We start from the raw sequence: 24,698 nt of genomic DNA, 5'->3' as shown, positions 1-24,698 counted from the left end.
TTAGTTACTAAATTATAAAATCTGTCCTAGACTGAATAAAATTGCTATCAAAAATGTTGTCAATGCTATTTTTTTGAGTTCCGGATCTAGCGCTTTTGCTTCTTTTGTTTTTTTTACTTTAACAATATGCATCACAATAGGTATAAATGCTACTATATATACATAATTTGTAATTCGAGAATAGGTTAAATAAGTGTATATTAATATCGAAAACATTGCCATAAATAATATACAAAAATGGTATATCCTAGCTTTTTGAAGCCCTAATTTTACCACAAGCGTATTTTTTCCAGACTTTTTATCTCCTTTATGATCTCTCATATTATTAAGGTTAAGTACTGCTGTGCTTAATAAGCCAATCGTAATAGCAGGTAAAAAAACCTCAAATCTAAGTTGTTTTACAAACAAAAAGTAACACCCAACAACACTTACTAAACCAAAAAAAATAAATACAAATATATCTCCCAATCCTCTGTATCCATATGCAGATGTACCCATTGTATATTTTATGGCAGAAATGATTGCTGCCAAACCAAGGATAAAGAAGAATAATGAGTATAAAAACTGTTCTTTTCCAAACGATACATAAATGAGTGATATTGCTATAATCATAGTTAATACAGCAGTAACACTAATCCCCAGAAACATTTCTTTTTTAGAAATGATACCACTTTGTAATGCTCTTTCGGGGCCAACTCTATCTTCGTTATCTGTTCCTTTTACTCCATCGCCGTAATCATTTGCAAAGTTTGATAATATTTGTAATCCAAGAGTGGTGAGGATCGCTAGCCAAAAGATTGAAGTTTTCAAAAAATTTTCACTTCCGAGCACAGATCCAACTATAATTCCAGACACCGATAGTGGTAACGTACGCAAACGGGCCGCAGAGATCCAAGCTTTTACTTTACTCATTATTTTACTTTTTGACCCAAAGGAACGGTATTTTATTAAAAAAATAAATCTATTTAGATATAAATTATAACGAATTCATAATTTCTGAGTAATGTAGTTTGTCTCCTTTTTCTTCTTTAAAGACTTTTTATAGATTAGCACTTTTAAATCACTAAACAATTATGGGAACAACTACAAGATTAATTATTCTCTTATTTTTCTGCACAATTATTTCATGCAAAAAAGAGTCTGATGCTACCAAAAAACCATCTGACAAAGATCAAAAAACCGAGATTACAACTCCTGAATCTTCAGAAAAAACTCCTTTTGTATGGGAAGGAGCAAATGTGTACTTTTTACTCACAGATAGATTCTATAATGGTGATCAAACAAATGACAATCTTCTTAGTAGAAATCAGGAAACTGGAATACTTCGTGGATTTGAAGGGGGAGATTTGAAAGGAATCATTCAAAAAATAGAAAGTGGGTATTTTAACAATCTAGGGATTAATGCAATTTGGTTTAATCCTGTTGTAGAACAAATACATGGTAGTGTCGATGAAGGTACTGGAAACACTTATGCTTTTCATGGATATTGGGCAAAAGACTGGACAAAAATAGATCCAAATTTTGGAACTTATAAAGAGTTGCAACAACTTGTAGAGGTTGCCCACAAAAACGGAATTAGAATTCTTATGGATGTTGTACTTAATCACACTGGTCCTGTTACAGAACAGGATCCCGTATGGCCTAATAATTGGGTTCGAACGAAACCCAAATGCACATACAAAGACTATGAAACTGCTGTAAGTTGTACTCTAGTAGAAAATTTACCTGATATAAAAACCGAAAGCGAAGAAGAAGTAGAACTCCCCAAACATCTAATCACAAAATGGAAAAAAGAAGGACGACTTGAAATAGAATTAGCAGAAATAGATGTTTTTTTCACAAAAACAGGCCTAAAGAGAACACCACGAAATTATATTATCAAATGGTTAACCGATTATGTTAGAGAATTAGGGATTGATGGGTATCGTGTCGATACTGTAAAACATGTAGAAGAAGATGCCTGGAATGTTTTAGCAGAACAAGCCAAATTAGCGTTTGCTCAATGGAAATCCAAAAATCCAAATAAAATACTAGATGATAATGATTTTTATATCATCGGTGAATTATATGGATATTATATTAATGGCAAACGATTTTATGATTTTGGAGATCGTAAGGTTGATTATTTTGCAAAAGGATTTGACAATATGATTAATTTTCAATTCAAAAGCGATGCCAAAGAAAATGATTTTGAAACTCTTTTTAGTAAATACAGTCAAATATTACATACAAGTTTGATCGGAAAAGGTGTAATGAATTATGTAAGTTCTCATGATGATGGTTCTCCTTTTGATAAGAAAAGAGAAAAAACATATGAATCAGCTACCAAGTTATTGTTAACTCCGGGGATATCCCAGATTTATTACGGAGACGAATCAGCAAGATCTCTTGTAATAGAAGGAACGCAAGGAGATGCAACATTAAGATCTCCTATGAACTGGCAAGATATCAAAGAAAATGATACTACAAAAACGCTTTTAAGACATTGGCAAAAACTTGGAATGTTTAGAAAATACCACCCATCAATTGGTGCCGGAAAACACAAAATGATCACTAAAACCCCATATACATTTTCGAGATCATATACTAAAAAAGGATACTCTGATAAAGTAATTGTTGGCTTAGAACTGCCTAAAGGCAAAAAGTCGCTAAATGTGGGTAGTATATTTGCAAATGGAACAATTCTTGCTGATAAATACTCGGATACAGAATCAAAAGTAATTAATGGTACAATAGAATTTGATACAGAATATGATATTGTACTTCTTGAGGAAAAAACTATACAATAGATTATAGATTTTTAATTAAGGAACCCCCTAAGAAGAACTTACCTCCTTAGAACTAAGGAGGTAAGTGTTGGGGAAAACAAAAAAAGTAAGGGAAAAATTGTAATTGGAATACATTTCAAAGATAAAGAGGATTGATGCATATGTGGTTACGGTTTTACCTCAAACTTTAGCTGGATTAGTAGTATTTCTTTAGATAAACCCCTTTAAACTATTGAAAAACAATAAATTAATCGTTTTTGTTAATATTTGTTAAATAACGCTAAAAGAAAAAATATTTTCAAAATGATAAATAAAAAGCATAATTGATTCCTCATAAATTCTGAAAAAATTAAATTTGTAGTCATAAGAAATTAATCATCCATATAATTTTACTCTTTTGGAAAATAAAAAAGCAATCGAATTAGTAGACAAAATAGTACAAGACCTAGACGCAACAGGCATTAATACAGATACATTGATAGATGATCTTAAAAAGTTGAGATCATTTGCCTTAGAAGAAGAAATTCCTTTGGTTGTAAAAGTACTTAGATTCACATATGAGCATATAGAAGAAAATGACTCTTTTCTTATTCCAATTCCTGATGATGAACCTATAGATGAAGAAGATGTTTCTGATAGTGAATCTAAAGTTGACCCAATAGAAAGTCTTAAATATTTGGTTTCGTTAACAAAGAGTCTTAAAAACAGAACTAATATTTCTGACTTAAGAGAATACAGAGATGCTCTAATGGCTTACTAAAGCAAATGATACAAAGGAAATATTAAGAATAAAAAATCTGGCTTTCACCAGATTTTTTTTATTTTAAGAAAAGTATTTTAAAAGTTATCTTCTGGCATCATAAATTCTGAATCGAATACCAACTCTGGCATAAATATCAAAAAATTTACTTCCACCGGTGATAACATCATCACTAAAATTATCTACAAAATCGTTCATAACCCCAACTTCTGCCATAATATCAAACATCTCTCCAATCATCTGAGAAAATCCTGCACCATACACTCCGCCAATAACTAACTTCTCATAGGCTTCATCTTCTAACTCTACACCTCCTACTTCAAAGTTTGTATTCACTCTAAAAGAAGGCCCTACATTTATAAAGGCTCTAAATCTATCTTTTCCACTACCAAATAAGTATCTAAACTTTGGAGTAAGTCCTACTTGAAGTGTACTAATTTCATCTCCATTATTAAAAAAAGCATTTGTTTCAGAAATTTCACTTTTTCTTTGCAAAAGATCTAATGAAAAAACAATACTCGTTTTGGCTCTATATCCTAAAACATAACCATATCCGGCATTGATAAAAAAACCGGCTTTTCCGCTAGTATCAACATTATCAAGATTAAGTGTAGAATAAGTCGCTCCAGCAGAAACTTCCCATCGATATTGACTATAAGAAACTGAAGATAAAGCAATACAAAAAATTAATATAAAAAGCTTTTTCATAATTTATGTTAAGATTTGAGGTTATATTATGGAGCGAAAATACTAAAATTTAAAAAATGACCATAAAAAAACCTGTCGATCGACAGGTTTTATTTTATAATAGAAAATTAAAGAGTATTCTTTATTTATGCATAAATGCTTGTTTTTGTAAAAGAAATTCTTCAGTTTCTACAATATCTTCATCAGGAACACAACAGTCTACAGGACAAACCGCTGCGCATTGAGGTTCTTCATGAAAACCTTGACATTCTGTACATTTATCCGGTACAATATAATAGATTTCATCACTTATAGGCTCTTGAGCTTCGTCTGCATTTACGCCTTTCCCTCCAGGAAGGATGACATCACCTTCAAGGTCTGTACCATCAGAATATCTCCAATCATCCGCTCCTTCATAGATTGCAGTGTTTGGGCACTCAGGCTCACATGCACCACAATTTATGCATTCATCTGTTATTATAATTGCCATAGCTTTTTTTATTCTAAATTTGCAACACAAAAATAACGCCTAAACTAGTGATAAACAAATAAGAAATGCTATTAAATAATCGAATTAAAGCTTTTGTAGAGTTAGGAAAGTTCTTAAAACAGTTTAAATCTACTGGTTATGAGAAAGTTAATACTGTTTTATATAATGATGATTTTTTTGATGAAATGATCCTGAAAATCAATACAGCAGAACATCATAATGGTTGGTTTACAAAAGAAAATGTAGTTTTTGCTATAGAACAATGGGCAGACGCATTATCGGAAAAAAATCTAAAAGAGTGGCTCTCTTCTTATCAATTAGATACAATACCATGTAAAACTATCGGAATCGTGATGGCAGGTAATATTCCGCTGGTAGGTTTTCATGATTTTCTTTGTGTATTGATATCAGGATGTAAAGTACTGGTCAAACAATCTTCTAATGATGATCAATTACTACCTTTTCTTACTTCATACCTTGTAAGTATAGCACCTGAGCTAAATGAGAGCATAACTTTTACAAAAGAAAACTTCAAAGATTTTGATGCTATAATTGCTACAGGAAGTAATAATACTGCCAGATACTTCGAATATTATTTTGGTAATGTTCCAAATATCATTAGAAAAAATCGAAATTCTGTCGCAATACTAACAGGCACTGAGACTAGGGAAGAACTTGAAGCTTTAGGCGAAGATATTTTTAGATACTATGGCTTAGGTTGTCGTAATGTATCAAAATTAATGGTTCCCCAACAATATAATTTTGACTCGTTTTTTGAAGCCATATACCCATTTAACATTATTATAAATGGTAATAAATATGCCAACAATTATGATTATAACAAAGCTGTATATTTAATGAGTAATTACAAGTTACTAGAAAATGGTTTTTTAATGCTAAAAGAAGATAAAAGTTACTCCTCTCCTATTGCAACATTATTTTACGAAACATATACCTCAAAAGAAACATTATTAACTACATTAGAAAAAGATGAGGAAAAAATTCAATGTATTGTTGGTAACAATATCACACCTACAAATATTGATTTTGGAACAACTCAAAAGCCTAAGCTAACAGATTATGCAGATGGCATTGATATTATTCAATTTTTATCAAAAATTAAATAAATATTTTATCATTTTCACAACACAAATGTTTTAGATTATTAGCACCTTTGTGATGTACTTATCAAGTACATAAAGGAAAAACAAAACATAATAATTTTAATAATCAAACTACTAATGAAATTGAAACAATTAAAACATTTTTTAATACACTTTACAAGAAATTAGTTTTAGTTGTTTACAGTTTTATGTGGGTACTAAAAACAATAAATATTACGCATGAAAAAGCATAATTTTAGCGCCGGACCTTGTATTTTACCTCAAGAAGTATTCAAAGAAGCTTCACAAGCTATTTTAGATTATAATAATTCGGGGCTTTCTGTAATTGAAATATCACACAGAAGTAAGGACTTTGTAGATATTATGGAAGAAGCCAGAAGTTTAGCTTTAGAATTATTAGGCTTAGAAGGAAAAGGATATAAAGCACTTTTTCTACAAGGTGGTGCAAGTACTCAATTTTTGATGACTGCTTATAATTTACTTCAAACAAAAGCAGGATATTTGAATACCGGAAGCTGGAGTGAAAAAGCAATAAAAGAAGCAAACCTTTTTGGAGAAGTTGTTGAGTTAGCGTCTTCTAAAGATTCTAATTTTAACTATATACCAAAGGGATTCGACATTCCTAAAGGTTTGGATTATATTCATTGTACGAGTAACAATACAATTTTTGGAACTCAAATTAAAGATTTTCCTGTTTCTGATGCTCCTTTGGTGTGTGATATGAGTAGTGATATCTTTTCTAGGCAACTGGATTTTTCTAAGTTTGATCTTATTTATGCAGGAGCACAAAAAAATATGGGCCCTGCAGGAACAACATTGGTAGTAATCAAAGAAGATATTCTTGGTAAAATAGAGCGTCAAATCCCGTCAATGTTAGATTATCAAGTACATATTAGCAAAGCAAGCATGTTTAATACCCCTCCTGTATTTGCAGTATATACTTCAATGCTTACATTGAGATGGCTAAAAAAACTGGGAGGAATACCTGCTATAGAAGAATTAAATGAAAAGAAAGCAAAACTTATTTATTCAGAAATTGATGTTAACCCTCTGGTAAAAGGATTTGCAGCAAAAGAAGATCGATCTAATATGAATGCTACATTTACCTTGGTAAATGAAGATTTAAAAGAAACCTTTGATGCCATGTGTGCCGAAGCTGGTCTCAATGGAATTAACGGACATAGAAGTGTTGGCGGTTATAGAGCTAGTATGTATAATGCTATGACTATAGAAAGTGTAGCTGCACTTGTAGACGTTATGAGTGATCTAGAAAGAAAAGCATAATCAAAGATTCGTTCGATTAGAAGCATTTAAAATATTTTAACCATAATAGTTAAGGATAGCCTATTTGCTACTTAACACTTACAATTTAAAACTTAAAAATGAGAGTATTAGCAAACGACGGAGTTTCAAAAAGCGGTATAGATGCCCTTGAAAAAGAAGGGTTCGAAGTTTTAACTACAACCGTTGCACAAGATCAACTCGTAAACTACATCAATGAAAATGAAATTTCGGTACTTTTAGTAAGAAGCGCTACCAAAGTTAGAACAGATATTATAGATAATTGTTCTAGTTTGAAAGTTATAGGTCGTGGTGGTGTCGGAATGGACAATATAGATGTTGCATACGCAAGAGAAAAAGGATTACATGTGATTAATACTCCTGCTGCTTCTTCCGGATCAGTAGCCGAGTTAGTATTTGCACACCTTTATGGTAGCGTTCGTTTTCTACATGATGCCAATAGAAATATGCCGTTAGAAGGAGATAGTAAATTCAAAAACCTGAAAAAGGCTTATGCAGGAGGAATTGAGTTAAGAGGAAAAACTCTTGGTATTATAGGTATTGGACGTATAGGGCAAGCTACTGCAAAAATAGCGATCGGTGTTGGTATGAAAGTTATTGCATATGATCCATTTATAGAAGAAGCAAATATTCCTTTAGAGTTTTTTGATGGTCAATCTCTAGATTTTAATCTGAAAACAGTAAGCAAAGAAGAGGTTTTAAAAACCGCTGATTTTATAACACTACACGTTCCTGCACAAAAAGAATATGTTATTGGTAAAACAGAAATAGCATTGATGAAAGAAGGAGCTGGAATTGTAAATGCTGCGCGAGGTGGCGTTATTGACGAAGTAGCGTTAATTGAAGCTTTAGAAAAAGGAAAACTTGGTTTTGCAGGCCTTGATGTTTTTGAAAACGAGCCAAGTCCATCTATCAAGGTATTGATGAATAACAAAGTATCGTTAACTCCACATATCGGAGCTGCTACAGGTGAAGCACAAGATCGAATTGGTCAAGAGTTAGCAGATCAAATCATCAAAATACTAAAATAGTTAAGTAATTTATCTTAAAAATAGAAGCACTATTCTTTTAACTGTAAAGAATAGTGCTTTTTATCTTATATAATGTTCTTTCATCTATTTTTGGTGAAATAAAATTAAACTCTCTATCGTTTTCAGGCATAAAAAATTGTAAATTGTACATTATTAAAAAACATAAACCATGTCTGGAATTTTAGATCTCTTAAACAGCCCAATGGGCAAACAAATTATAGATGGAGTTAGCTCACAAACTGGGCAATCACAAGATAAAACCGGAAATTTATTAAGTATGGCAATGCCTGTACTTATGGGAGCTATGCAGCGTAATGCTTCTACACCTGAAGGAGCATCCGGATTATTAAATGCACTGAACAATAACCACTCTGGTGGGATCCTGGATAATTTAGGAGGCTTATTTGAAGGTGGTGTAGATGAAGAAGTGACCACTGATGGAGCTGGTATTTTGGGACATGTTCTTGGCAATAAACAACCTGCCGTAGAGAGTGCGTTAAGTCAAAAATCAGGAATAGACGCAGGCTCTGTTGCTCAAATTCTTAAAGTTGCTGCTCCAATTCTAATGGGAGTTTTAGGTAAACAAGCTTCTCAAAATAACGTATCAGATGCCAACGGACTTACTGATATGCTAGGTAATATTTCTGGCGCAGCAAAAGGTTCTAAAGAACAATCTCTACTAGAATCTTTTCTGGATGCTGATGGAGATGGTAGCGTAATTGATGATGTTGCAGGAATGTTACTCAACAGTAGTAACAAGCAAGGAGGAATCGGTGGTATGCTAGGAGGTTTATTTGGTAAGTAAACAGGTTTTCAATGAATTATATGTTAAAGCTAAAGAGTATTCTTTAGCTTTTTTGTATTTTAAAGAAAAGATTAATTGGGGAAATGAAAAATATCTTTTATTCATTAATTATTGGAATAATAATAGTTAGCTGCTCTAGTACTAGAAACAAAAATGTTTATATTTCGTATGAAGATAAACCAGAAGATACAATTAGAATAGCAAATGATAGTCTTGAATATGAAATTATCATTATAGAACCCGGATTTAATGCTTGGTTAGTAACACAAAGACCAAGAGGTTTTTACTCTGAGCAGTTTCTCGAGAATAGAAACCGACAATATGTAATAGAATATAATCAACGTGTTATACAACCACAACGCTTTGATCCAAATTTATATGTACAACAAATCAATTACGAATCCTCTATTCATTATGGTTATGAGGTAAATTATTTACTTTATAATTACTTTCTCTTTTTTGAGCAAAGATACAGGCAAAGATTTGTTTTTTCTAGAGGAAGGCAATTTTGATTTAATATGAATTTAGTTGTATTTTTGTGCATGCAAAAATTCAAAAATCGCTGGGAGATTAGTGAAAGTTGGCAACTTATTTTTCCTTTGTTGGGAGTATTAAGTTTACTATTCTCTTCATACCTTATTAGTCAATACATTTTATCTTCTATAACCATTTCAAAAAATGGTTTGCTATATATTGGATCATTGCTTTTACTTACTGTTATTTTTACATTTATTTTTCTCACAGTAACACTCAAACTTTTTAAAGTTTTAGAGTCCAAATGGAAAGTTACTTACAGATGGGAGCTAATTGCTATTTTCATTGTATTTGCAATTACTGGTTCTACAGCAGCAAGAATTTCTGATCCTATTCTTTCATTTTTAGGAATAGCACGAGAAACGTCTTCAGGTTGGATATATTGGCCTGTAAGAATATTTTTAATATTTCCTATTTATCAAGTGCTGTTGCTTATCGTTGGGTGGACTTTTGGTCAATTCAAATTTTTCTGGAGTTTTGAAAAAAAGATGTTAAGTCGAATGGGATTTGCAAGATTTCTTAAGAATTAAGAAAAATCAATATCTATTATTTGTTTCACTTTTTCTTTTTTGATTACGTATGTATATAACCACATAATCGTAAAGGTTGGTACTACATCTACTCCTGGTAATGCTTCTTCTACAAAAGTTATTGCACCTGCTGCTTTTCCTACATTACCTTTATACATTCTTGTCATCAGCCAACCTGCTAAAGGTGCCCAGATAATATCACCAAATTCTCCTACTCCAGGAATCATAAAGGTAACCATTCCTAAACCATCAAAAAGTAAACTAAGACCAAGCTTTTTGTATTTATCTTTATTATTATTATTATTTGCCATCATTATAAGGTTAAGTTAATACTATAAAACCTTAAATCAAAGAGTATTCCAAAAAATAATTATACCAGATCATCGGTAAATATGTCTTAATAATTCTGTTTTTGACTCTTTTTTACAAATTATCTCATTAGTTTAACAGTAGTAGTAACAGAGTTCTGATTTTCAACTTTATCAATAAAAATTAGTGATTTTTCAGCCATCAATCGTCTAAAAAATCATAATATTATAATCAATTATGAATCTCTTTTTTCAATTTTTCTTTAAAGACAGTATTCAACTTTTCAAGTTTTGGATGAATCACAAATTGGCAGTATCCTTGTGAAGAGTTTTGATTATAATAATCCTGATGATAGTCTTCGGCGTTATAAAATTCTACAAGGGGTTTAATCTCAGTTACTATCGGATCGTCAAAAATTCCTTCGGCATTTAACTCAGCTATTATATCTTCGGCGATTAATTCTTGTTGCTCATTGATGTAAAAAATAGCACTTCTATATTGCGTTCCTCTATCTGCTCCTTGTCGATTTAGGGTAGTTGGATCATGAGTAGCAAAAAAAACCTCTAGTAGTTCTCTATATGTGATCTTAGAAGGGTTATATTCTATTTTAATTGCTTCTGCATGTCCTGTTCGCCCGGTGGTTATTTCTCTATATGCCGGATTTCTTATTGTTCCTCCTGTGTATCCGGAAGTTACTTTTTCTACACCTTCAATTCTTTGAAAAACAGCTTCTGTACACCAAAAGCATCCTCCAGCCAAAACTGCTATTTCTTGATTATTTTCTTTCATAACAATATTTATCTATATTTTGTTCAACTAAATTACTGATATATTAAACGATTTTATTCTTTTTAACTTTTCATTAGTAAGGGTTTTCCCTTTACAAGGCTAGTTTTGTATATCATTCAAAAAAGTAAGGTTTTTATACGGTCTATGAATCAACAATTACACTCCAAAATTTACTTTGTTATCCTATTTTTTATCTATTTGATATGTAATGGACAAGAAAAAAAAGAATTAACAGCACATAGAATTTATACTGCTCCAAAAATTGATGGTATTTTAGATGATGAGATTTGGAGTCAAATCAAGCCCAGTGGTGATTTTACGATGTGGAGACCTGGTAATGATGGGGAGGTTCCTAATGAAATCCAATCTGAAGTAAAAATGGCTTATGATGACAAGGCTATTTATTTTGCTGCTTATCTCTATGACAATAAACCTGATGATATCCTAAGGCAATTCAGTCAACGAGATGATATATTTGTACAAGCTGATTTTTTTAGCATTGCTATAAATACATATAATGATGGGGTCAACGAGACCCGTTTTTTTATTACTAGTGCCGGAACAATTGGAGACGCCAGAGCAGATTTATTTAATGAAGATTTTAGTTATAATGTAGTATTTGATGCCCGAAGTTCTATCGATGAAAAAGGATGGTATGCCGAATTCAAAATACCTTATAATGCTTTACGTTTTCCAGAGGTAAAAGTTCAAGACTGGAGCATCAATTTTTATAGACGTTTACAAGGTAGAAATCAAACTCATACATGGAATTTTATAAATAACAGTATCGGTCAACAAACTCAATACAATGGTTTGGTAAGAGGTGTACAGGATATTGATCCTCCTGTAAGACTTACATTTTTTCCTTTTGTACAAGGATTGGTTTCAAATCCTGATGAGATGACCGAAACAGATTTTAGTGCGGGAATGGATGTCAAGTATGGCTTAAGTGATAGTTTTACATTAGATGCTACTCTAATTCCAGATTTTGGTCAGGCTGCTTTTGATGAAGTACGCCTTAATCTAGGACCATTTGAACAAACTTTTGGAGAAAACAGGCAGTTTTTTACCGAAGGAACAGAACTATTTAATAAAGGAGATATCTTTTTTTCTAGAAGAGTTGGCGGTGCACCTTCAACCTCTGTAGATGATGACGATCTTAATGATAACGAAGAAGCAGAAGATGAACCTTCTAAAGTAAATTTATTAAATGCTTTAAAAGTATCGGGGAGAACCAAAGATAATTTAGGCATAGGTATTTTTAATGCAATTACAGAAGAAACAAAGGTTACTATCAGAGATACTATTACTAATCGCTCCCGTACCCAAGTAGTAGAACCACTAGCCAATTATAATATTCTGGTTTTTGACCAACAGTTTAATCAAAACTCTTCTGTTTCCCTAATCAATACAAGTGTCATTAGAGAAGGAAGTCAATTTAGAGATGCAAATGTATCAGCTCTCGCATGGAATCTCTCAAATAAGGTAAACTCTCATCGGATTTTGGGGAGAGCTATTGCGAGTCATATCAATGAACTCGATGACAATGAAGGAGGATTTGCATCAGATATTGATTTTGAAAATATAAAAGGTAATATCCGATACGGTATTGGACATAGTCTTGCTAACAAAACATTCGATATTAATGATCTTGGAGTAAATTTCAGAAATAACTATAATAATTTTAGAGCAAACATATCTTATCAGATTTTTGAGCCAAAAGGAATTTTTAACACCTATCGTTTTCAATTTTTTGCAAGACATAGAAGACTTCTTGATCCTAGTGTACAAACTCAAAATTCGATCGGAACTGATATCTTTTTTGTAACCAAAGAACGTTTTGGTTTTGGAATAAGAGGTTCTTTTAATTCTAAAACACAAGATTACTTTGAACCAAGAATAGAAGGTCGTTTTCTTACTTTTAACTCTAGTGTTGGAGGTAGAGCATTTGTCTCTTCTGATTATAGGAAAAAGTTTGCTTATGATATTAGTGCCGGTACCAGACAATGGTTTGATGATTCACAAAAAATATATCGTATAGAGGTTTCGCCTCGATATCGTTTTTCTGATAAATTATTACTTATTTGGAGATCAGAATATTTTAATCGACCCAAAAATTTTGGATATATCGATGATAATGATGTTGATGTGTTTTTAGGGCAAAGAGATATCGTATCATTAGAAAACTCTTTAAGTGCCAGCTATAACTTTAATTCTTATAAAGCTATAGACTTAAGGTTTAGAAATTTTTGGAGTACTGCTAATTATTCTGATAATGTATTTTTTATTTTAAATAATGATGGTAGCAGGTCAAGAATTGACTATGACACTTCAGAAGATAATCCCAATACAAATTTTAATATTTGGAATATTGATTTAAGTTTTAGGTGGAGATTTGCTCCAGGGAGTGAAGCGACATTATTATACCGTAATCAAATCTTCAATGAAGATGAATTATCAACACTTAATTATACCGAAAGTCTTGAGAAACTTTTTGATCAACCTATACAGCACACTTTATCCTTAAGGGTCGTTTACTTTTTGGACATTAATAATTTAAAACGTTCTTCTAAGGGATAATCTTGGGGATTGTTATGATAATCATTATTTTCACCACTTTAAGTGTATAAACTAATATGATTAGAGCTACTAATATTCATAAAAACTATGGCAACCTGCATGTATTAAAGGGTGTAGACCTTCATATCAAGCAAGGTGAGATTGTTTCTATTGTAGGTGCATCAGGTGCAGGAAAAACTACTTTACTACAGATTTTAGGCACATTGGATCGTGTCAATAAATCAAAAAACAGCATATTATCTATTAATAATGAAAATATAAACTCTTTATCTCAAAAGCAACTTTCTAAATTTAGAAATGAACAACTTGGGTTCATTTTTCAGTTTCATCAATTATTGCCAGAATTTACAGCTTTAGAAAACGTATGTATTCCTGCTTTTATCAAAAAGACACCTAAAGCAAAAGCGGAAAAGAGAGCCAAAGAACTTCTTGATTTTTTGGGTTTGTCAGAGCGTTATCATCACAAACCTAGTGAACTATCTGGTGGTGAGCAACAACGTGTAGCGGTTGCAAGATCTTTGATTAATGATCCAAAAGTAGTTTTCGCAGACGAGCCTTCTGGTAATTTAGATAGTGAAGCTGCAGAAAATTTACATAAATTGTTTTTTCAACTTCGGGATGAGTTTGGACAAACCTTTGTAATTGTAACCCATAATCGTGATTTGGCAGACATGGCTGATCGTAAACTTATAATGGTTGATGGTAAAATTGTTTCCTAATAAAATTGTTGACACTTCTACAAAGTAACAAATACTCCACTTGAAAAGACTAAAAAAATCAGAGTTAAAAGACTTTTTGGATGAAAAAGCGGCTTTTTATGAAAACCCAAAATTTATCGAAACCGATCCGGTACAAATCCCTCACTTATTCACTCAAAAAGAAGATATAGAAATTGCGGGGTTTCTTACTGCTACAATTTCCTGGGGTAACCGAAAAAGCATCCTTACTAATGCCCATAAGTTAATGAGTATACTTGGAGACAGTCCTTATGATTTTATAATGACACACCCAAAAATAGAACCAGAAGATCTTAATGATTTTGTACATCGTACATTTAATACACACGACCTGGCATATTTTATAACAGGATTGCATCGTTTGTATACAAAGTATGGAGATATGGAATCTTTCTTTACGCAATTCAAAAGTGAAAATAGCTTACAAAATGCTATTCATCATTTCAAAAGAGAGTTTTTTGTGTTACCACATCTAAGCAGAACTGAAAAACATATTAGTGATCCTCAAAAAAAATCTGCTGCCAAACGAATCAATATGTTTTTACGTTGGATGGTTCGAAATCCGAAAGCAGGCGTAGATTTAGGAATTTGGAAAACCTTATCCCCTTCTCAACTCTCTTGTCCTCTCGATGTTCATTCTGGAAATGTCGCTCGCAAACTCAAAATATTAAATCGAAAACAAAATGATAGTGTGGCACTATTGGAATTAGACACTGCTTTACGAAAACTTGACCCCAACGATCCTGTAAAATACGATTACGCTTTATTTGGGCTAGGTGTATTTGAAAAATTTTAAACCATAAATTGGGTTTCTTTCTCTCAAGACACTTTTATAAATCATACTTTAATACGGTTCTAAAATTCTAAGTCCAACTTTAGAATCTTTAAAAATAAAAAAGACTCTTATCCTAAAATAGTGTAAGAGTCCTTTGTTTTATTTGAATGGGTGATCAATTGGCAAAATCTAAATTTTTAATAGAGGCTTTAAAACTAGAATTGGTTCCGGTAGGATATCTTTTATCAAAACTATAAATGTTGTTACCATCTTCTTCTGCATCAATTTTAATTGAAAAGAAACTTTCAATAGTCGCTGTACCTGATACCTCTAGTAAAAAATCAAAATCTCTTGATATTTTTAATGTTCTAGACCATTTATTTACAGACGATACACTTTCTGTTCGTTTCACGCCATTACCATCATAATAGACCACTGTAATTGGGTCAAAAACATCATGTTCTATAGACATTACTAATGTAACGGGACCACTGCCGGTCACTTCTTCAATATCTATATCTTCTATTTTATCAAAAGTTGCAGTGACTTCTAAATTTTTATCCATTTGAACAGTAATTTCTGTATCGGTAGCTATTGTTTCCTCTATTCCTTGCCATCCTGCAAAAACGTATCCTTCTTTTGGATTTGCTTTTAGTGTGACTTTTTCTCCTTTATTATATGAATCCTTATCTGGATTTAAACCAATTTCTCCTTCTACATTATCAACATTAATCTTTAAAGTAAAATTTTCTCCTTCTTCTACCATGCTATTTTCATCATCATCACTACTACAAGAAAAAATGGAAATACTAAAAAGAGTAAGTAGGAATAATTTTAACGAAATGCTATTTTTCATGTTTTTAATTTTATAAATGATTTGTTATTAGTAAAACGTTTTTGTCGTTCATTTCCCTACCGTATCATTTTTTTAATAAAAAATAGGTAACAAATATTTACATAATGACATTAAGTATTAGATAAATCACAAACAAAATTTTATACTAGTACTTATGAAAGAAAAATTCTTTAAAAAAACAGCTTTAATTTTTGGAACTATTCTCATTTTTTCATGCTCAAAGGAAGAATCGATAGAAGATTCTACATCTCAAGATAATATTATTTCTAATGAAATAAATGATAAAACTCAATCAAGAGGTATTTTATATGAAGATGAATCATATCATTTTCATTCAAAAGGCTCTGGGCGTAAATGGTTAAAAAATTATTTGACATATCACTTCTCGAATGGAACATCAGATATACAAAGTAATTTAGAAAGAAACGCGATTAGAGAAGCCTTTACATACTGGTCTGAAGTAACACCTTTACGCTTTAAGGAAGTATATAATAAAAATCAAGCTGACATAGAAATAGGTTTTTATACAGGAGTTCATGGTGTAGACGATGAATTTACAAGCAATGCAATTTTAGCACATGCATTTGTTCCTCCACCTAATAGAGGTAAACTAGCAGGAGATGTTCATTTTAATGATGCGAGAACATGGACACTGAATATGAGAGGGAATAGTTTAGACCCTCTTGATCTTTTTACTGTTGCTGCTCATGAAATAGGACATGCTTTAGGATTGTGTCATTCTCCAGATCCTAACGCTTTGATGTATGAAAGATATATTGGATCTCATAGATTTTTGAATGCTACAGATATTAATGATATTCAATTATTATATGGGAAAAATGAAGAGTTTATTACTTCTCCTATTGATGATAGCGAATTTATTCATGGTCAAGAAGAAAATATTCAAATATTATGGAATAAGAACTTTTTAACAACTTCTACAGTAAGAATCCGAATTTTTAGAGAACAATATGGTTCAAATTTGCTCAACCCATTCAGCGATTTTGTTTTAGATAAAAATATATCAAACTCAGGAATATATTCTTATATTGAAAATATAAGCGGTAATTATTTGGTAATACTATCCACTGCAAATGGTGATTATGATGAAGTATATTTTTCTGTAGAGATTGATTAATCTTAAGTAAGTTTTGTAGTTGTTTACAGAAATACCCTTTGTGATATTCGAATATCACAAAGGGTATTTCTGTGAATATTCAAATTTTTAATCTTTTTTACCAGTAATTATAATCTTTCTAAATAGTAACAATAAGTTTACATTTTTGGATTTATTTTAATCTGTAGTTAAAAAATATAAAACAAATAGATAAAATACTTCAGCTTACTCATATCTTAAATTTGCGTCAAAACACAAAGTCATGAAAAACAATTTAGGTTTAGCATTTTTATGTATTTCGTCTCTTTTTATTTCTTGTAATGATGATGACGATACAACAACAACCAATCCTCCTTCAGGAGAATCAATAGAACTAAAAAACCATTCTAAAACACCAGCCTTTCTTAAAACAAAACCAGGTTTTGAAGATTTAGAAATTTATTCTCTATTAAGTTCTGAAGATCAATTAACAGATTCTCCAGAATTTGTTTATGGAAGCATGGGAGATGGAGCAGGTTTGTTAAGAAATGATGATGGAACTTTTACTTTAATTAATAACACTGAAGCTGATTTTTCTGTAGCTAGAATAACTTTGGATGAAACATTTAAACCTACAAAAGGTGAATATATTCTAAATTCTGGTGCTACAGCCAATACTGCACAATGTTCAGGTAGTCTTATTACTCCAGAAGAACATGGTTTTGGCCCACTATATTTGAGTGCAGGAGAATGGGGTGGTTCTGCAAAATTTGTTTATGGTACAAATCCTTTTAGAGATGCTTCTGCTGCGGGAGTACAAACTGCTCTTACTGCTTTAGGACAATGGCAAGTAGAAAATGCAGTTGCACTTGGTAAAGATGCTTATCCAGGAAAAACTGTTGTTTTAATTGGTGATGATAATGAAGGATCAGATGTGTCTGGCGGTCAATTAGCTATGTATGTATCAGACAATGTTGGAGATCTGAATAATGGGAAATTATACGGATTAAAAATTGGTGATGGAACTGTTACAGATAATGATTTAGCTGCCTCTAATGAGCCCTTGGATGTAGAATTTATTGAATTAGAACAAAGAACGTATGAACCTTTACAAACGGAGTGTGTTGATAAGAAAATCATGGCATTTAATCGTGTAGAGGATATCGATTATAGAAAAGGATCTGGTGCTAATAACAGAGAAATTTATTTTAATGCAACAGGTAGAGATAACGTAGAGGGAAGAACATCTTATGGTAGAGTATACAAACTCATATTAGATGAAAATGATCCTTTAAAAGGTAAAATAAGCGTAATATTAAATGGAGACGATGAAACTGGTATTGCTAAAACTTTTAGAAGTCCGGATAATATTACTGTCACTGAAAATTATGCCTATATACAAGAAGATCCTAATAGTCATACTGCCGACCGTGCTCACGATGCATATTTATATCAATATGATTTAAGAACAAATAGCCTTAAAACAGTACTTGAATCTGCTCATAGAACACAAGAAGCTTTCGATGGTGGGTATGCGTCTGCTGATGATCGTTTAGGTGCATGGGAGCTAACAGGAATGATTGACATTTCTGATATAATTGGTGTAGATAATACATTCATTTTAATTCAACAAGCACATACTTGGAAGAATGATGCTTTTTTAAACCCTGATGGAGCTGGAACTGCTGATAATAGTAGTAATGAAGGTAGTATTATCACCGTTGTAAAAGGATTACCTAGATAACATGAAAATTCAAATAAATTATATTTTTATCAAAAAGGCTCTATTGAGCCTTTTTGTAATCATTATTGGTTGGTCTTGTAAAGAGAAAAAGGAAAATACAGGGACTTATATTACTGATTTTCAAGGAAAAATAAAATCACAATACAATAATGATATTGATCAAACACTAATACCTCTTCATAAAATAGTTAGTGAAAATAATATTGACAGTATAAAGTTACATTTTAAGTCTGCAAGACTTGCATTCAAAAGATTAGAGCCTATAATGGCTTTTTTTAATGATGCTGGGTATAAAAGTATAAATAGACCCAATCTCCCTATAATAGAAGAAAACGATAATGCTGATAAAGTGATAAAACCAACAGGTTTTCAGGTAATGGAAGAAGCTCTTTTTCAAGAAAAACCAGACACTTTAGAAGTTAAAAAACAAGCTAATAATATTGTCAACACTTTAAAATTTGAAAAGGTAAATAATAATTTACCCGGATATAAAGATTATCAATTTTTATGGCTTTTCAGACAAGAGTTAGTAAGAGTAATGTCTTTAGGAATTACTGGATTTGATTCTCCAGTTATTGGTTTTTCTATGCAAGAAAATGCTTCAGCTATAAAAAGTCTTATTGTATATTTAAATATATATGAAAATCGTTTTCGTTCAGAAAAACTATACAACTCTTGGATCGAAGTTTTACATAATGCCGAAATTTCATTATCTAATCATAACAATTTTGATAGCTTTAATAGATACGTCTTTATAAAAGATCATCTAAATCCTATGTTAAAACTTTGGAAAGAAACTATTTTAGATTGGGGCATTACTTTTCCTTTTAAAAATAAAATCAATTATGAAGCAAATTCTTTTTTTAGTAGTAATACATTTAATGTTGATAGGTACGCTCCAAAAAATAGTGTCAAGGCAACACCAGAAATCATTGCATTAGGAAAAAAACTTTTTAATGACAATAGCTTATCTAAAGACAAAGTGATGAGTTGCGCAACTTGCCATAAATCTGATCTTGCATTTACAGATGGATTAAAAAAATCCATAGATAATAAAGGTAATCCTGTATTAAGAAACGCACCTACACTCTTATACTCTGGACTGCAAGCAGCACAATTTTATGATTCAAGAATCTCTACTTTGGAAGAACAGATATCAGATGTTGTAAAAAATGATAAAGAATTTCACAATCATATGGATAATATTACCGAAAATGTAAAAAACTCAAAAGAATATGATTCTATTTTCAATAGAAATTTTGAGAAAGGTATAAATTCAAAAACAATTAGAAATGCAATAGCTATTTATATAAGAAGCTTAGTGCCTTTTAATTCTAAATTCGATAAAAATATCTCAGGAGAAGAAAATTCGTTAACAAATCAAGAAATATCAGGTTTTAATCTTTTTATGGGTAAAGCTGCTTGTGCTACTTGTCACTTTGCTCCAGTTTTTAATGGCACTGTACCGCCAACTTTTGTAGAAAGCGAAATGGAAGCCATCGGCACACCCGAAAAAAATGATACTATTAATGCTAAAATCAGTAATGATTTGGGTCGATATTATGTATACAATACTCCACAAAAAAAGCATTTTTTTAAGACTCCTACAATACGAAATGTAAATAGAACGGCTCCTTATATGCACAACGGAGTCTATAATACACTACAAGAAGTATTAGATTTTTATAATCGTGGTGGTGGTGCAGGTATTGGAATGAAAATTGATCATCAAACATTACCCCCCGATGCTCTAGAATTAACTGATCAAGAGATCAATGATATTATTGCATTCATGAATAGCCTTGAGGACGACTTAACATATTGATATCGATATTTTTCACTTAAAATCAAGAACATAATTTTTAATCTCATAGCTGGTAAAATAGTTATGAGATTTTTTTTAACCTCACCTTACATTTTTAAAGGTAATTCGAGACTTAAAATTTTAAGACATTATATATGTATATAAACCACATCATTCATATTTACAATTAATTAACATATTTAACAATAAATTTGATTTTAATTCTCATTAACAAAATATTAAGTTAAGCTTTAAAACTAAAAACCGAAGTATTTTTAAGAATTATCTGAAAACAAAAACTTCACACAATTATGAAAAACTATTTTTTGGCTGCCGCCATGTCTTCGGTAGTTATGCTATCATCATGTGATATAGATGATTACACTGGAAATCCAACCCCGCCTGGTAAGGGTATTGAACTCAAAAACCATTCTGTTACTCCAAGTTTTATAAAAGATTTGACTTCTAGTCAAAAACTTAAAGCTTACTCTTTATTTGGTTCTGCAGATGTTTTACCTGACACTCCTGATTTTATTTTCGGTGGTACAGCAGACGGTGCTGGATTACTAAGAAATAAAGAAGGGGGGTTTACTTATGTAGTGAACAATGAAAATCATTTTGCAGTAGCAAGAATAAAATTTGATCGAACATTCAAACCTGTTGCAGGAGATTATATCTATAATTCTGATGGGTCAGATGGTACAAGACTATGCTCTGCTTCATTAGCTGTACCAAGAATTCATGGTTTTGGACCTTTATTCTTGACTGCTGGAGAAAGTGGTGAAGAATCATTAATCTCTGGAATTTCTCCTTTTGCAGATGCTTCTGCAAACAATACACCTAGATTTTTGCCTGCATTGGGTAGAGCCTCATTCGAAAATGCAATGCCTCTTCCTGCAAAAGCATTTAGAAAAAGAACAGTAATCATTATGGGAGAAGATGATACTAGCTCTGGAAGAATTACTATGTATGATGCTCGATTAGGTGATTTACAAAATGGTAAAGTATATGCACTTGTTGTAAAGGATGAAAATGGTAATCCAATAACTGAAGAAAATAAACTGCCAGAAGGTCAAGAATTTGACATTGAATTCAAAGAAATTGAAAACGCTAAAAATATTACAGGTGCAGATACGGAGTTAATTGCAGATAATCTATTTGCAATGCCATTTAAAAGAGTAGAAGATCTTGATTACCAAAAAGGAAGAGGTAACGAGCGTACTATCTTCTTTAATGTTACTGGTTCTGCATCAAGTACAAATCCAAATGGAACAAAACAAGGAAGAACTTATAAACTAGAATTAAATTCTGAAAACAAATTTGTTGGTAAGCTAACTTGTGTTATAGATGGTGATAATCCTAATGGTGTAATTGCGGGAAGAGACTTACAAAGCCCTGATAATATTACTGCAACAGAAAATTATTTATATATCAAAGAGGATCCAAATGGAGGAATAAATTTATCCCACTACTCTTACATTTGGCAGTATAATATTGCTACAAAAGAATTAAAACCTGTTGTAGAATTAGATGTAGAAAGTGGTATAGGTGTACCTAATGATCCTTATGGTAGAACCGATGCTTCTTTTAGGTCTTGGGAATATGGTGCAATGATAGACGTTTCTGATGTGATTGGAGTTCCAGATACATTTATGGTTTGTATACAAACTCATACTTGGAGAGAAGATAGATTTATCGGGGTTGATGGAGGTTCTCTTAGCACTGATAATCAAGGTAGTCAAGTAGTACTTATTAAGGGATTACCTCGATAATAGCTTTAATAATTAAAACTTTTTTCTGCCTCATGATTGATTTAATCGATCAAGAGGCAGATTTTCATTACTATATATAATATTCTTGATTCATTTTAATAAGATAAATGCAATGGCTAAACATATATATATCATTTTAGTATTATGTACTATACTTTTTATCTCTTGCAATAAAAAACAAAAAACAGAGTATCAAAAAAAAGAAATTGATAAGGTTTTAGATCTCATCAAAAAAAACCAGGGAGATATTGTTATAAAAACATTTCAATTTGATAGCATTGCTCAAAACCATTTCAATATAACCGAACTTAAAAAAGCATTCTTAGCATCGAGGTTAGCCTTTAAAAAAAATGAATCTATAATAGCTTATTTTTATCCTGAAAATAATAAACAACTTAATGGTGCAGCCATACCAGTAAATAATGTACATGATAATACATTTTTAGTTATCGAACCTACAGGTTTCCAAGTTATTGAAGAACTTTTATTTACAGAAGAAATTGATACTCTAGAAATAAAAAGAAATATCAAATCATTACACACTTTGTCAAAAGCTCTTGACAATAAGTTTAATTATTTCACATTTACAGAAACTAATTTTTTTGAAGCTATAAGACTACAAATACTTCGTATTATTTCTTTAGGGGTATCGGGATTTGATTCTCCAATAGCATTTTATTCTCTTCAAGAAGCCAAAAACGCATTAAAAGGTATAAGAGAATTTGTTGATATTTATGCGCTACCAAAACATAAAGAACCATTATCTAATGTATTTAACGATGCTTTAAATTTTATAGATAATACTAAGGATTTTAATTCATTTGACAGATACACTTTTATCAAAGTACATTGTAAAAGTATATCAGAATTATTATATGATATTCAAAAATCCAACAATATCAAAAATAGTAACTTGAGAAGGGCAATAGATTTTGAAAAAGCAAACTTTAACGAAACAAACCTTTTTAACCCTCTTCACTTTTCGCCTCCAAGAACCAAAGCTCCTTCGAAAGAACAAATAGCATTGGGAGAAAAATTGTTTTTTGATAAAATTCTTTCTGGTAATGGTCTGGTATCATGTGCAACATGCCATATTCCATCAGAAGGATATGCTGATCATAAAAAAACAGTTTTTAATCAAGAAAAACTTACTGTTAATCGCAATACTCCTACTCTATTAACGGCTGCATACCAAAATGCCTATTTCTTGGATTCAAGAATACCTTTTCTAGAAGATCAATCCAAAAAAGTTATAAACAATAAAGATGAGATGCATGGTAGTTTTGATGAAGCCGTAAAACGATTAGAAGAAAATCAAAAGTACAAAACTCTATTTACTACTAATTTTGAAAACCAGGATACTGAAAAGAACCTCATTTATTCATTAGCAAGTTATATAAGAAGTCTCCCTTCTTTTTCATCAAAATTTGATGCTTCGTTAAGAAACGAATCAACACTTACCGCCAATGAAATAAATGGATTTAATTTATTCATGGGTAAAGCTAAATGTGCAATATGTCATTTTTACCCAATTTTTAACGGAAGTGTTCCACCTCTGTATCAAGAAACAGAATCAGAAGTGATTGGAGTTCCTACAAAAAAAGACACTATCAATGCTAAAATCGATCCTGATTTAGGTGTACACTATGTTTTTGGAGCTCCTCTCAAAAAATTTGCTTTCAAAACACCTACAGTAAGAAATGCTAGTAAAACTATGCCATATATGCATAATGGAGTCTATAATACTCTTGATGAAGTCATTGATTTCTATAATCGTGGTGGTGGTGCTGGTATTGGCATTGAATTAGAAAATCAAACATTACCTACTGATCATTTAAAGTTGACTAAACAGGAAATAAAAGATATTATTTCATTTATTACATCTTTAGAAGATAACATTCCTGAATATAATACAAAGGAAACCAATCTATAGAATCATATCAAATTGTAATCCAATTTAATTTATAAACAAAACGTTTTACATACCATTAATCATAAGATTTTATTAAAATTATCGTTTACAATTTGTTTAAGCTTGTACTAGCTATATTTTTATTTATTGTAATAATATGGTATCATTTCAAAGCTTAATGACATTAACATTTAGAAATCACTCATAATTACTATTGAGGTAATCACGTAAAGTTTTTACTTCTCCTTATAATATCAACTTTTTCTAAGTAATTTTTGTTAATTTTATTAAGA

Annotated in this window: 22 protein-coding genes; 16 read left to right on the top strand and 6 right to left on the bottom strand. The window is 31.3% G+C overall.

Going from position 1 to position 24,698, the window contains the following annotated elements; all coding sequences use genetic code 11:
• Window positions 1–12: 12 nt before the first annotated feature.
• Window positions 13–912, bottom strand: a complete 900-nt coding sequence (locus FHK87_RS00430) for a 1,4-dihydroxy-2-naphthoate polyprenyltransferase (protein WP_140588477.1) — start codon at window positions 910–912, stop codon at window positions 13–15.
• A 161-nt stretch (window positions 913–1,073) separates the two neighbouring features.
• Here FHK87_RS00430 and FHK87_RS00425 point away from each other — a divergent pair, with 161 nt between their 5' ends.
• Together FHK87_RS00425 and FHK87_RS00420 are read left to right on the top strand one after the other, a co-directional pair.
• Window positions 1,074–2,789: an alpha-amylase family glycosyl hydrolase gene (locus FHK87_RS00425; RefSeq protein ID WP_140588475.1), complete on the top strand. Its 1,716-nt coding sequence runs from the start codon at window positions 1,074–1,076 to the stop codon at window positions 2,787–2,789.
• Window positions 2,790–3,165: 376 nt separating this feature from the next.
• The gene (locus tag FHK87_RS00420; protein WP_140588473.1) at window positions 3,166–3,528 is read left to right on the top strand and encodes a hypothetical protein; all 363 of its coding nucleotides are present in this window, start codon (window positions 3,166–3,168) and stop codon (window positions 3,526–3,528) included.
• A gap of 84 nt (window positions 3,529–3,612) precedes the next feature.
• Here FHK87_RS00420 and FHK87_RS00415 read toward each other — a convergent pair whose 3' ends face one another.
• Complete coding sequence (locus tag FHK87_RS00415) at window positions 3,613–4,236, bottom strand: outer membrane beta-barrel protein (RefSeq protein ID WP_140588471.1); 624 nt, start codon at window positions 4,234–4,236, stop codon at window positions 3,613–3,615.
• Window positions 4,237–4,357: 121 nt separating this feature from the next.
• Complete coding sequence (locus FHK87_RS00410) at window positions 4,358–4,705, bottom strand: 4Fe-4S dicluster domain-containing protein (protein WP_140588468.1); 348 nt, start codon at window positions 4,703–4,705, stop codon at window positions 4,358–4,360.
• Window positions 4,706–4,770: 65 nt separating this feature from the next.
• On the opposite strand from FHK87_RS00410, the gene FHK87_RS00405 reads away from it, so the two are divergent.
• From FHK87_RS00405 to FHK87_RS00380, 6 genes are all read left to right on the top strand, one after another.
• Entirely contained in the window at window positions 4,771–5,832 is a 1,062-nt protein-coding gene (locus tag FHK87_RS00405; protein ID WP_140588466.1) for an acyl-CoA reductase, read from the top strand.
• 216 nt (window positions 5,833–6,048) lie between these two features.
• A complete protein-coding gene (gene serC, locus FHK87_RS00400) occupies window positions 6,049–7,113 on the top strand; it encodes a 3-phosphoserine/phosphohydroxythreonine transaminase (RefSeq protein WP_140588464.1) in 1,065 nt (354 codons plus the stop codon).
• Window positions 7,114–7,211: 98 nt separating this feature from the next.
• Window positions 7,212–8,162 carry a D-2-hydroxyacid dehydrogenase gene (locus FHK87_RS00395; RefSeq protein WP_140588462.1) on the top strand — a complete coding sequence of 317 codons (951 nt, stop codon included), beginning with the start codon at window positions 7,212–7,214 and terminating at the stop codon, window positions 8,160–8,162.
• Between the two features lie 169 nt (window positions 8,163–8,331).
• Window positions 8,332–8,967, top strand: a complete 636-nt coding sequence (locus tag FHK87_RS00390) for a DUF937 domain-containing protein (RefSeq protein WP_140588460.1) — start codon at window positions 8,332–8,334, stop codon at window positions 8,965–8,967.
• Between the two features lie 83 nt (window positions 8,968–9,050).
• The gene (locus FHK87_RS00385; protein WP_140588457.1) at window positions 9,051–9,479 is read left to right on the top strand and encodes a DUF6146 family protein; all 429 of its coding nucleotides are present in this window, start codon (window positions 9,051–9,053) and stop codon (window positions 9,477–9,479) included.
• A gap of 30 nt (window positions 9,480–9,509) precedes the next feature.
• The gene (locus FHK87_RS00380) at window positions 9,510–10,031 is read left to right on the top strand and encodes a DUF6787 family protein (RefSeq protein WP_140588455.1); all 522 of its coding nucleotides are present in this window, start codon (window positions 9,510–9,512) and stop codon (window positions 10,029–10,031) included.
• On the opposite strand, the gene FHK87_RS00375 is transcribed toward FHK87_RS00380, so the two are convergent.
• On the bottom strand, window positions 10,028–10,342 hold the full coding sequence (locus tag FHK87_RS00375) for a hypothetical protein (RefSeq protein WP_394344910.1): 315 nt from the start codon (window positions 10,340–10,342) through the stop codon (window positions 10,028–10,030). The two genes, FHK87_RS00380 and FHK87_RS00375, sit on opposite strands and share 4 nt — an antisense overlap.
• Window positions 10,343–10,571: 229 nt before the next feature.
• Window positions 10,572–11,129, bottom strand: coding sequence for a peptide-methionine (S)-S-oxide reductase MsrA (gene msrA / locus FHK87_RS00370; RefSeq protein WP_140588451.1), 558 nt, complete (start codon window positions 11,127–11,129; stop codon window positions 10,572–10,574).
• Window positions 11,130–11,273: 144 nt separating this feature from the next.
• Between msrA and FHK87_RS00365 the strand changes: the two genes are divergently transcribed.
• From FHK87_RS00365 to FHK87_RS00355, 3 genes are read left to right on the top strand one after another with little or no spacing between them, the layout of a single operon-like run.
• A complete protein-coding gene (locus FHK87_RS00365; protein ID WP_140588449.1) occupies window positions 11,274–13,709 on the top strand; it encodes a DUF5916 domain-containing protein in 2,436 nt (811 codons plus the stop codon).
• A gap of 56 nt (window positions 13,710–13,765) precedes the next feature.
• Window positions 13,766–14,428 (top strand): ABC transporter ATP-binding protein, encoded by a 663-nt coding sequence (locus FHK87_RS00360; protein ID WP_140588447.1) that lies wholly within the window; start codon window positions 13,766–13,768, stop codon window positions 14,426–14,428.
• 40 nt (window positions 14,429–14,468) lie between these two features.
• On the top strand, window positions 14,469–15,242 hold the full coding sequence (locus FHK87_RS00355) for a TIGR02757 family protein (protein ID WP_140588445.1): 774 nt from the start codon (window positions 14,469–14,471) through the stop codon (window positions 15,240–15,242).
• Window positions 15,243–15,396: 154 nt separating this feature from the next.
• Here FHK87_RS00355 and FHK87_RS00350 read toward each other — a convergent pair whose 3' ends face one another.
• A complete protein-coding gene (locus FHK87_RS00350; RefSeq protein ID WP_140588443.1) occupies window positions 15,397–16,077 on the bottom strand; it encodes an InlB B-repeat-containing protein in 681 nt (226 codons plus the stop codon).
• Between the two features lie 154 nt (window positions 16,078–16,231).
• Here FHK87_RS00350 and FHK87_RS00345 point away from each other — a divergent pair, with 154 nt between their 5' ends.
• The 5 genes from FHK87_RS00345 to FHK87_RS00325 all read left to right on the top strand — a co-directional run bounded on the left by FHK87_RS00345 (window position 16,232) and on the right by FHK87_RS00325 (window position 24,426).
• On the top strand, window positions 16,232–17,215 hold the full coding sequence (locus FHK87_RS00345) for a M10 family metallopeptidase domain-containing protein (RefSeq protein WP_140588441.1): 984 nt from the start codon (window positions 16,232–16,234) through the stop codon (window positions 17,213–17,215).
• Window positions 17,216–17,456: 241 nt separating this feature from the next.
• Window positions 17,457–18,917, top strand: a complete 1,461-nt coding sequence (locus FHK87_RS00340) for a PhoX family protein (RefSeq protein WP_140588439.1) — start codon at window positions 17,457–17,459, stop codon at window positions 18,915–18,917.
• 1 nt (window position 18,918) lies between these two features.
• On the top strand, window positions 18,919–20,742 hold the full coding sequence (locus FHK87_RS00335) for a cytochrome-c peroxidase (protein ID WP_140588436.1): 1,824 nt from the start codon (window positions 18,919–18,921) through the stop codon (window positions 20,740–20,742).
• Window positions 20,743–21,032: 290 nt separating this feature from the next.
• Window positions 21,033–22,493, top strand: coding sequence for a PhoX family protein (locus FHK87_RS00330; protein ID WP_140588434.1), 1,461 nt, complete (start codon window positions 21,033–21,035; stop codon window positions 22,491–22,493).
• A 112-nt stretch (window positions 22,494–22,605) separates the two neighbouring features.
• Window positions 22,606–24,426 carry a cytochrome-c peroxidase gene (locus tag FHK87_RS00325; protein ID WP_140588432.1) on the top strand — a complete coding sequence of 607 codons (1,821 nt, stop codon included), beginning with the start codon at window positions 22,606–22,608 and terminating at the stop codon, window positions 24,424–24,426.
• Window positions 24,427–24,698: the final 272 nt, after the last annotated feature.

Source organism: Aquimarina algicola, assembly GCF_006443095.1.
Classification (GTDB): Bacteria; Bacteroidota; Bacteroidia; order Flavobacteriales; family Flavobacteriaceae; genus Aquimarina; species Aquimarina algicola.
Note: the sequence above shows the minus strand (reverse complement) of the source record. Positions and strands in the feature narration are given on the sequence as shown.

Bases quoted from the DNA above. Each gene is read 5' to 3' on its own strand.
- FHK87_RS00345 (WP_140588441.1), top strand. From the start codon at position 16,232: ATGAAAGAAAAATTCTTTAAAAAAACAGCTTTAATTTTTGGAACTATT.
- FHK87_RS00330 (WP_140588434.1), top strand. From the start codon at position 21,033: ATGAAAAACTATTTTTTGGCTGCCGCCATGTCTTCGGTAGTTATGCTA.
- FHK87_RS00390 (WP_140588460.1), top strand. From the start codon at position 8,332: ATGTCTGGAATTTTAGATCTCTTAAACAGCCCAATGGGCAAACAAATT.
- FHK87_RS00375 (WP_394344910.1), bottom strand. From the start codon at position 10,342: ATGGCAAATAATAATAATAATAAAGATAAATACAAAAAGCTTGGTCTT.
- FHK87_RS00340 (WP_140588439.1), top strand. From the start codon at position 17,457: ATGAAAAACAATTTAGGTTTAGCATTTTTATGTATTTCGTCTCTTTTT.
- serC (WP_140588464.1), top strand. From the start codon at position 6,049: ATGAAAAAGCATAATTTTAGCGCCGGACCTTGTATTTTACCTCAAGAA.
- FHK87_RS00360 (WP_140588447.1), top strand. From the start codon at position 13,766: ATGATTAGAGCTACTAATATTCATAAAAACTATGGCAACCTGCATGTA.
- FHK87_RS00405 (WP_140588466.1), top strand. From the start codon at position 4,771: ATGCTATTAAATAATCGAATTAAAGCTTTTGTAGAGTTAGGAAAGTTC.
- FHK87_RS00325 (WP_140588432.1), top strand. From the start codon at position 22,606: ATGGCTAAACATATATATATCATTTTAGTATTATGTACTATACTTTTT.
- FHK87_RS00365 (WP_140588449.1), top strand. From the start codon at position 11,274: ATGAATCAACAATTACACTCCAAAATTTACTTTGTTATCCTATTTTTT.
- FHK87_RS00415 (WP_140588471.1), bottom strand. From the start codon at position 4,236: ATGAAAAAGCTTTTTATATTAATTTTTTGTATTGCTTTATCTTCAGTT.
- FHK87_RS00350 (WP_140588443.1), bottom strand. From the start codon at position 16,077: ATGAAAAATAGCATTTCGTTAAAATTATTCCTACTTACTCTTTTTAGT.
- FHK87_RS00430 (WP_140588477.1), bottom strand. From the start codon at position 912: ATGAGTAAAGTAAAAGCTTGGATCTCTGCGGCCCGTTTGCGTACGTTA.
- msrA (WP_140588451.1), bottom strand. From the start codon at position 11,129: ATGAAAGAAAATAATCAAGAAATAGCAGTTTTGGCTGGAGGATGCTTT.
- FHK87_RS00425 (WP_140588475.1), top strand. From the start codon at position 1,074: ATGGGAACAACTACAAGATTAATTATTCTCTTATTTTTCTGCACAATT.
- FHK87_RS00380 (WP_140588455.1), top strand. From the start codon at position 9,510: ATGCAAAAATTCAAAAATCGCTGGGAGATTAGTGAAAGTTGGCAACTT.
- FHK87_RS00335 (WP_140588436.1), top strand. From the start codon at position 18,919: ATGAAAATTCAAATAAATTATATTTTTATCAAAAAGGCTCTATTGAGC.
- FHK87_RS00385 (WP_140588457.1), top strand. From the start codon at position 9,051: ATGAAAAATATCTTTTATTCATTAATTATTGGAATAATAATAGTTAGC.
- FHK87_RS00410 (WP_140588468.1), bottom strand. From the start codon at position 4,705: ATGGCAATTATAATAACAGATGAATGCATAAATTGTGGTGCATGTGAG.
- FHK87_RS00395 (WP_140588462.1), top strand. From the start codon at position 7,212: ATGAGAGTATTAGCAAACGACGGAGTTTCAAAAAGCGGTATAGATGCC.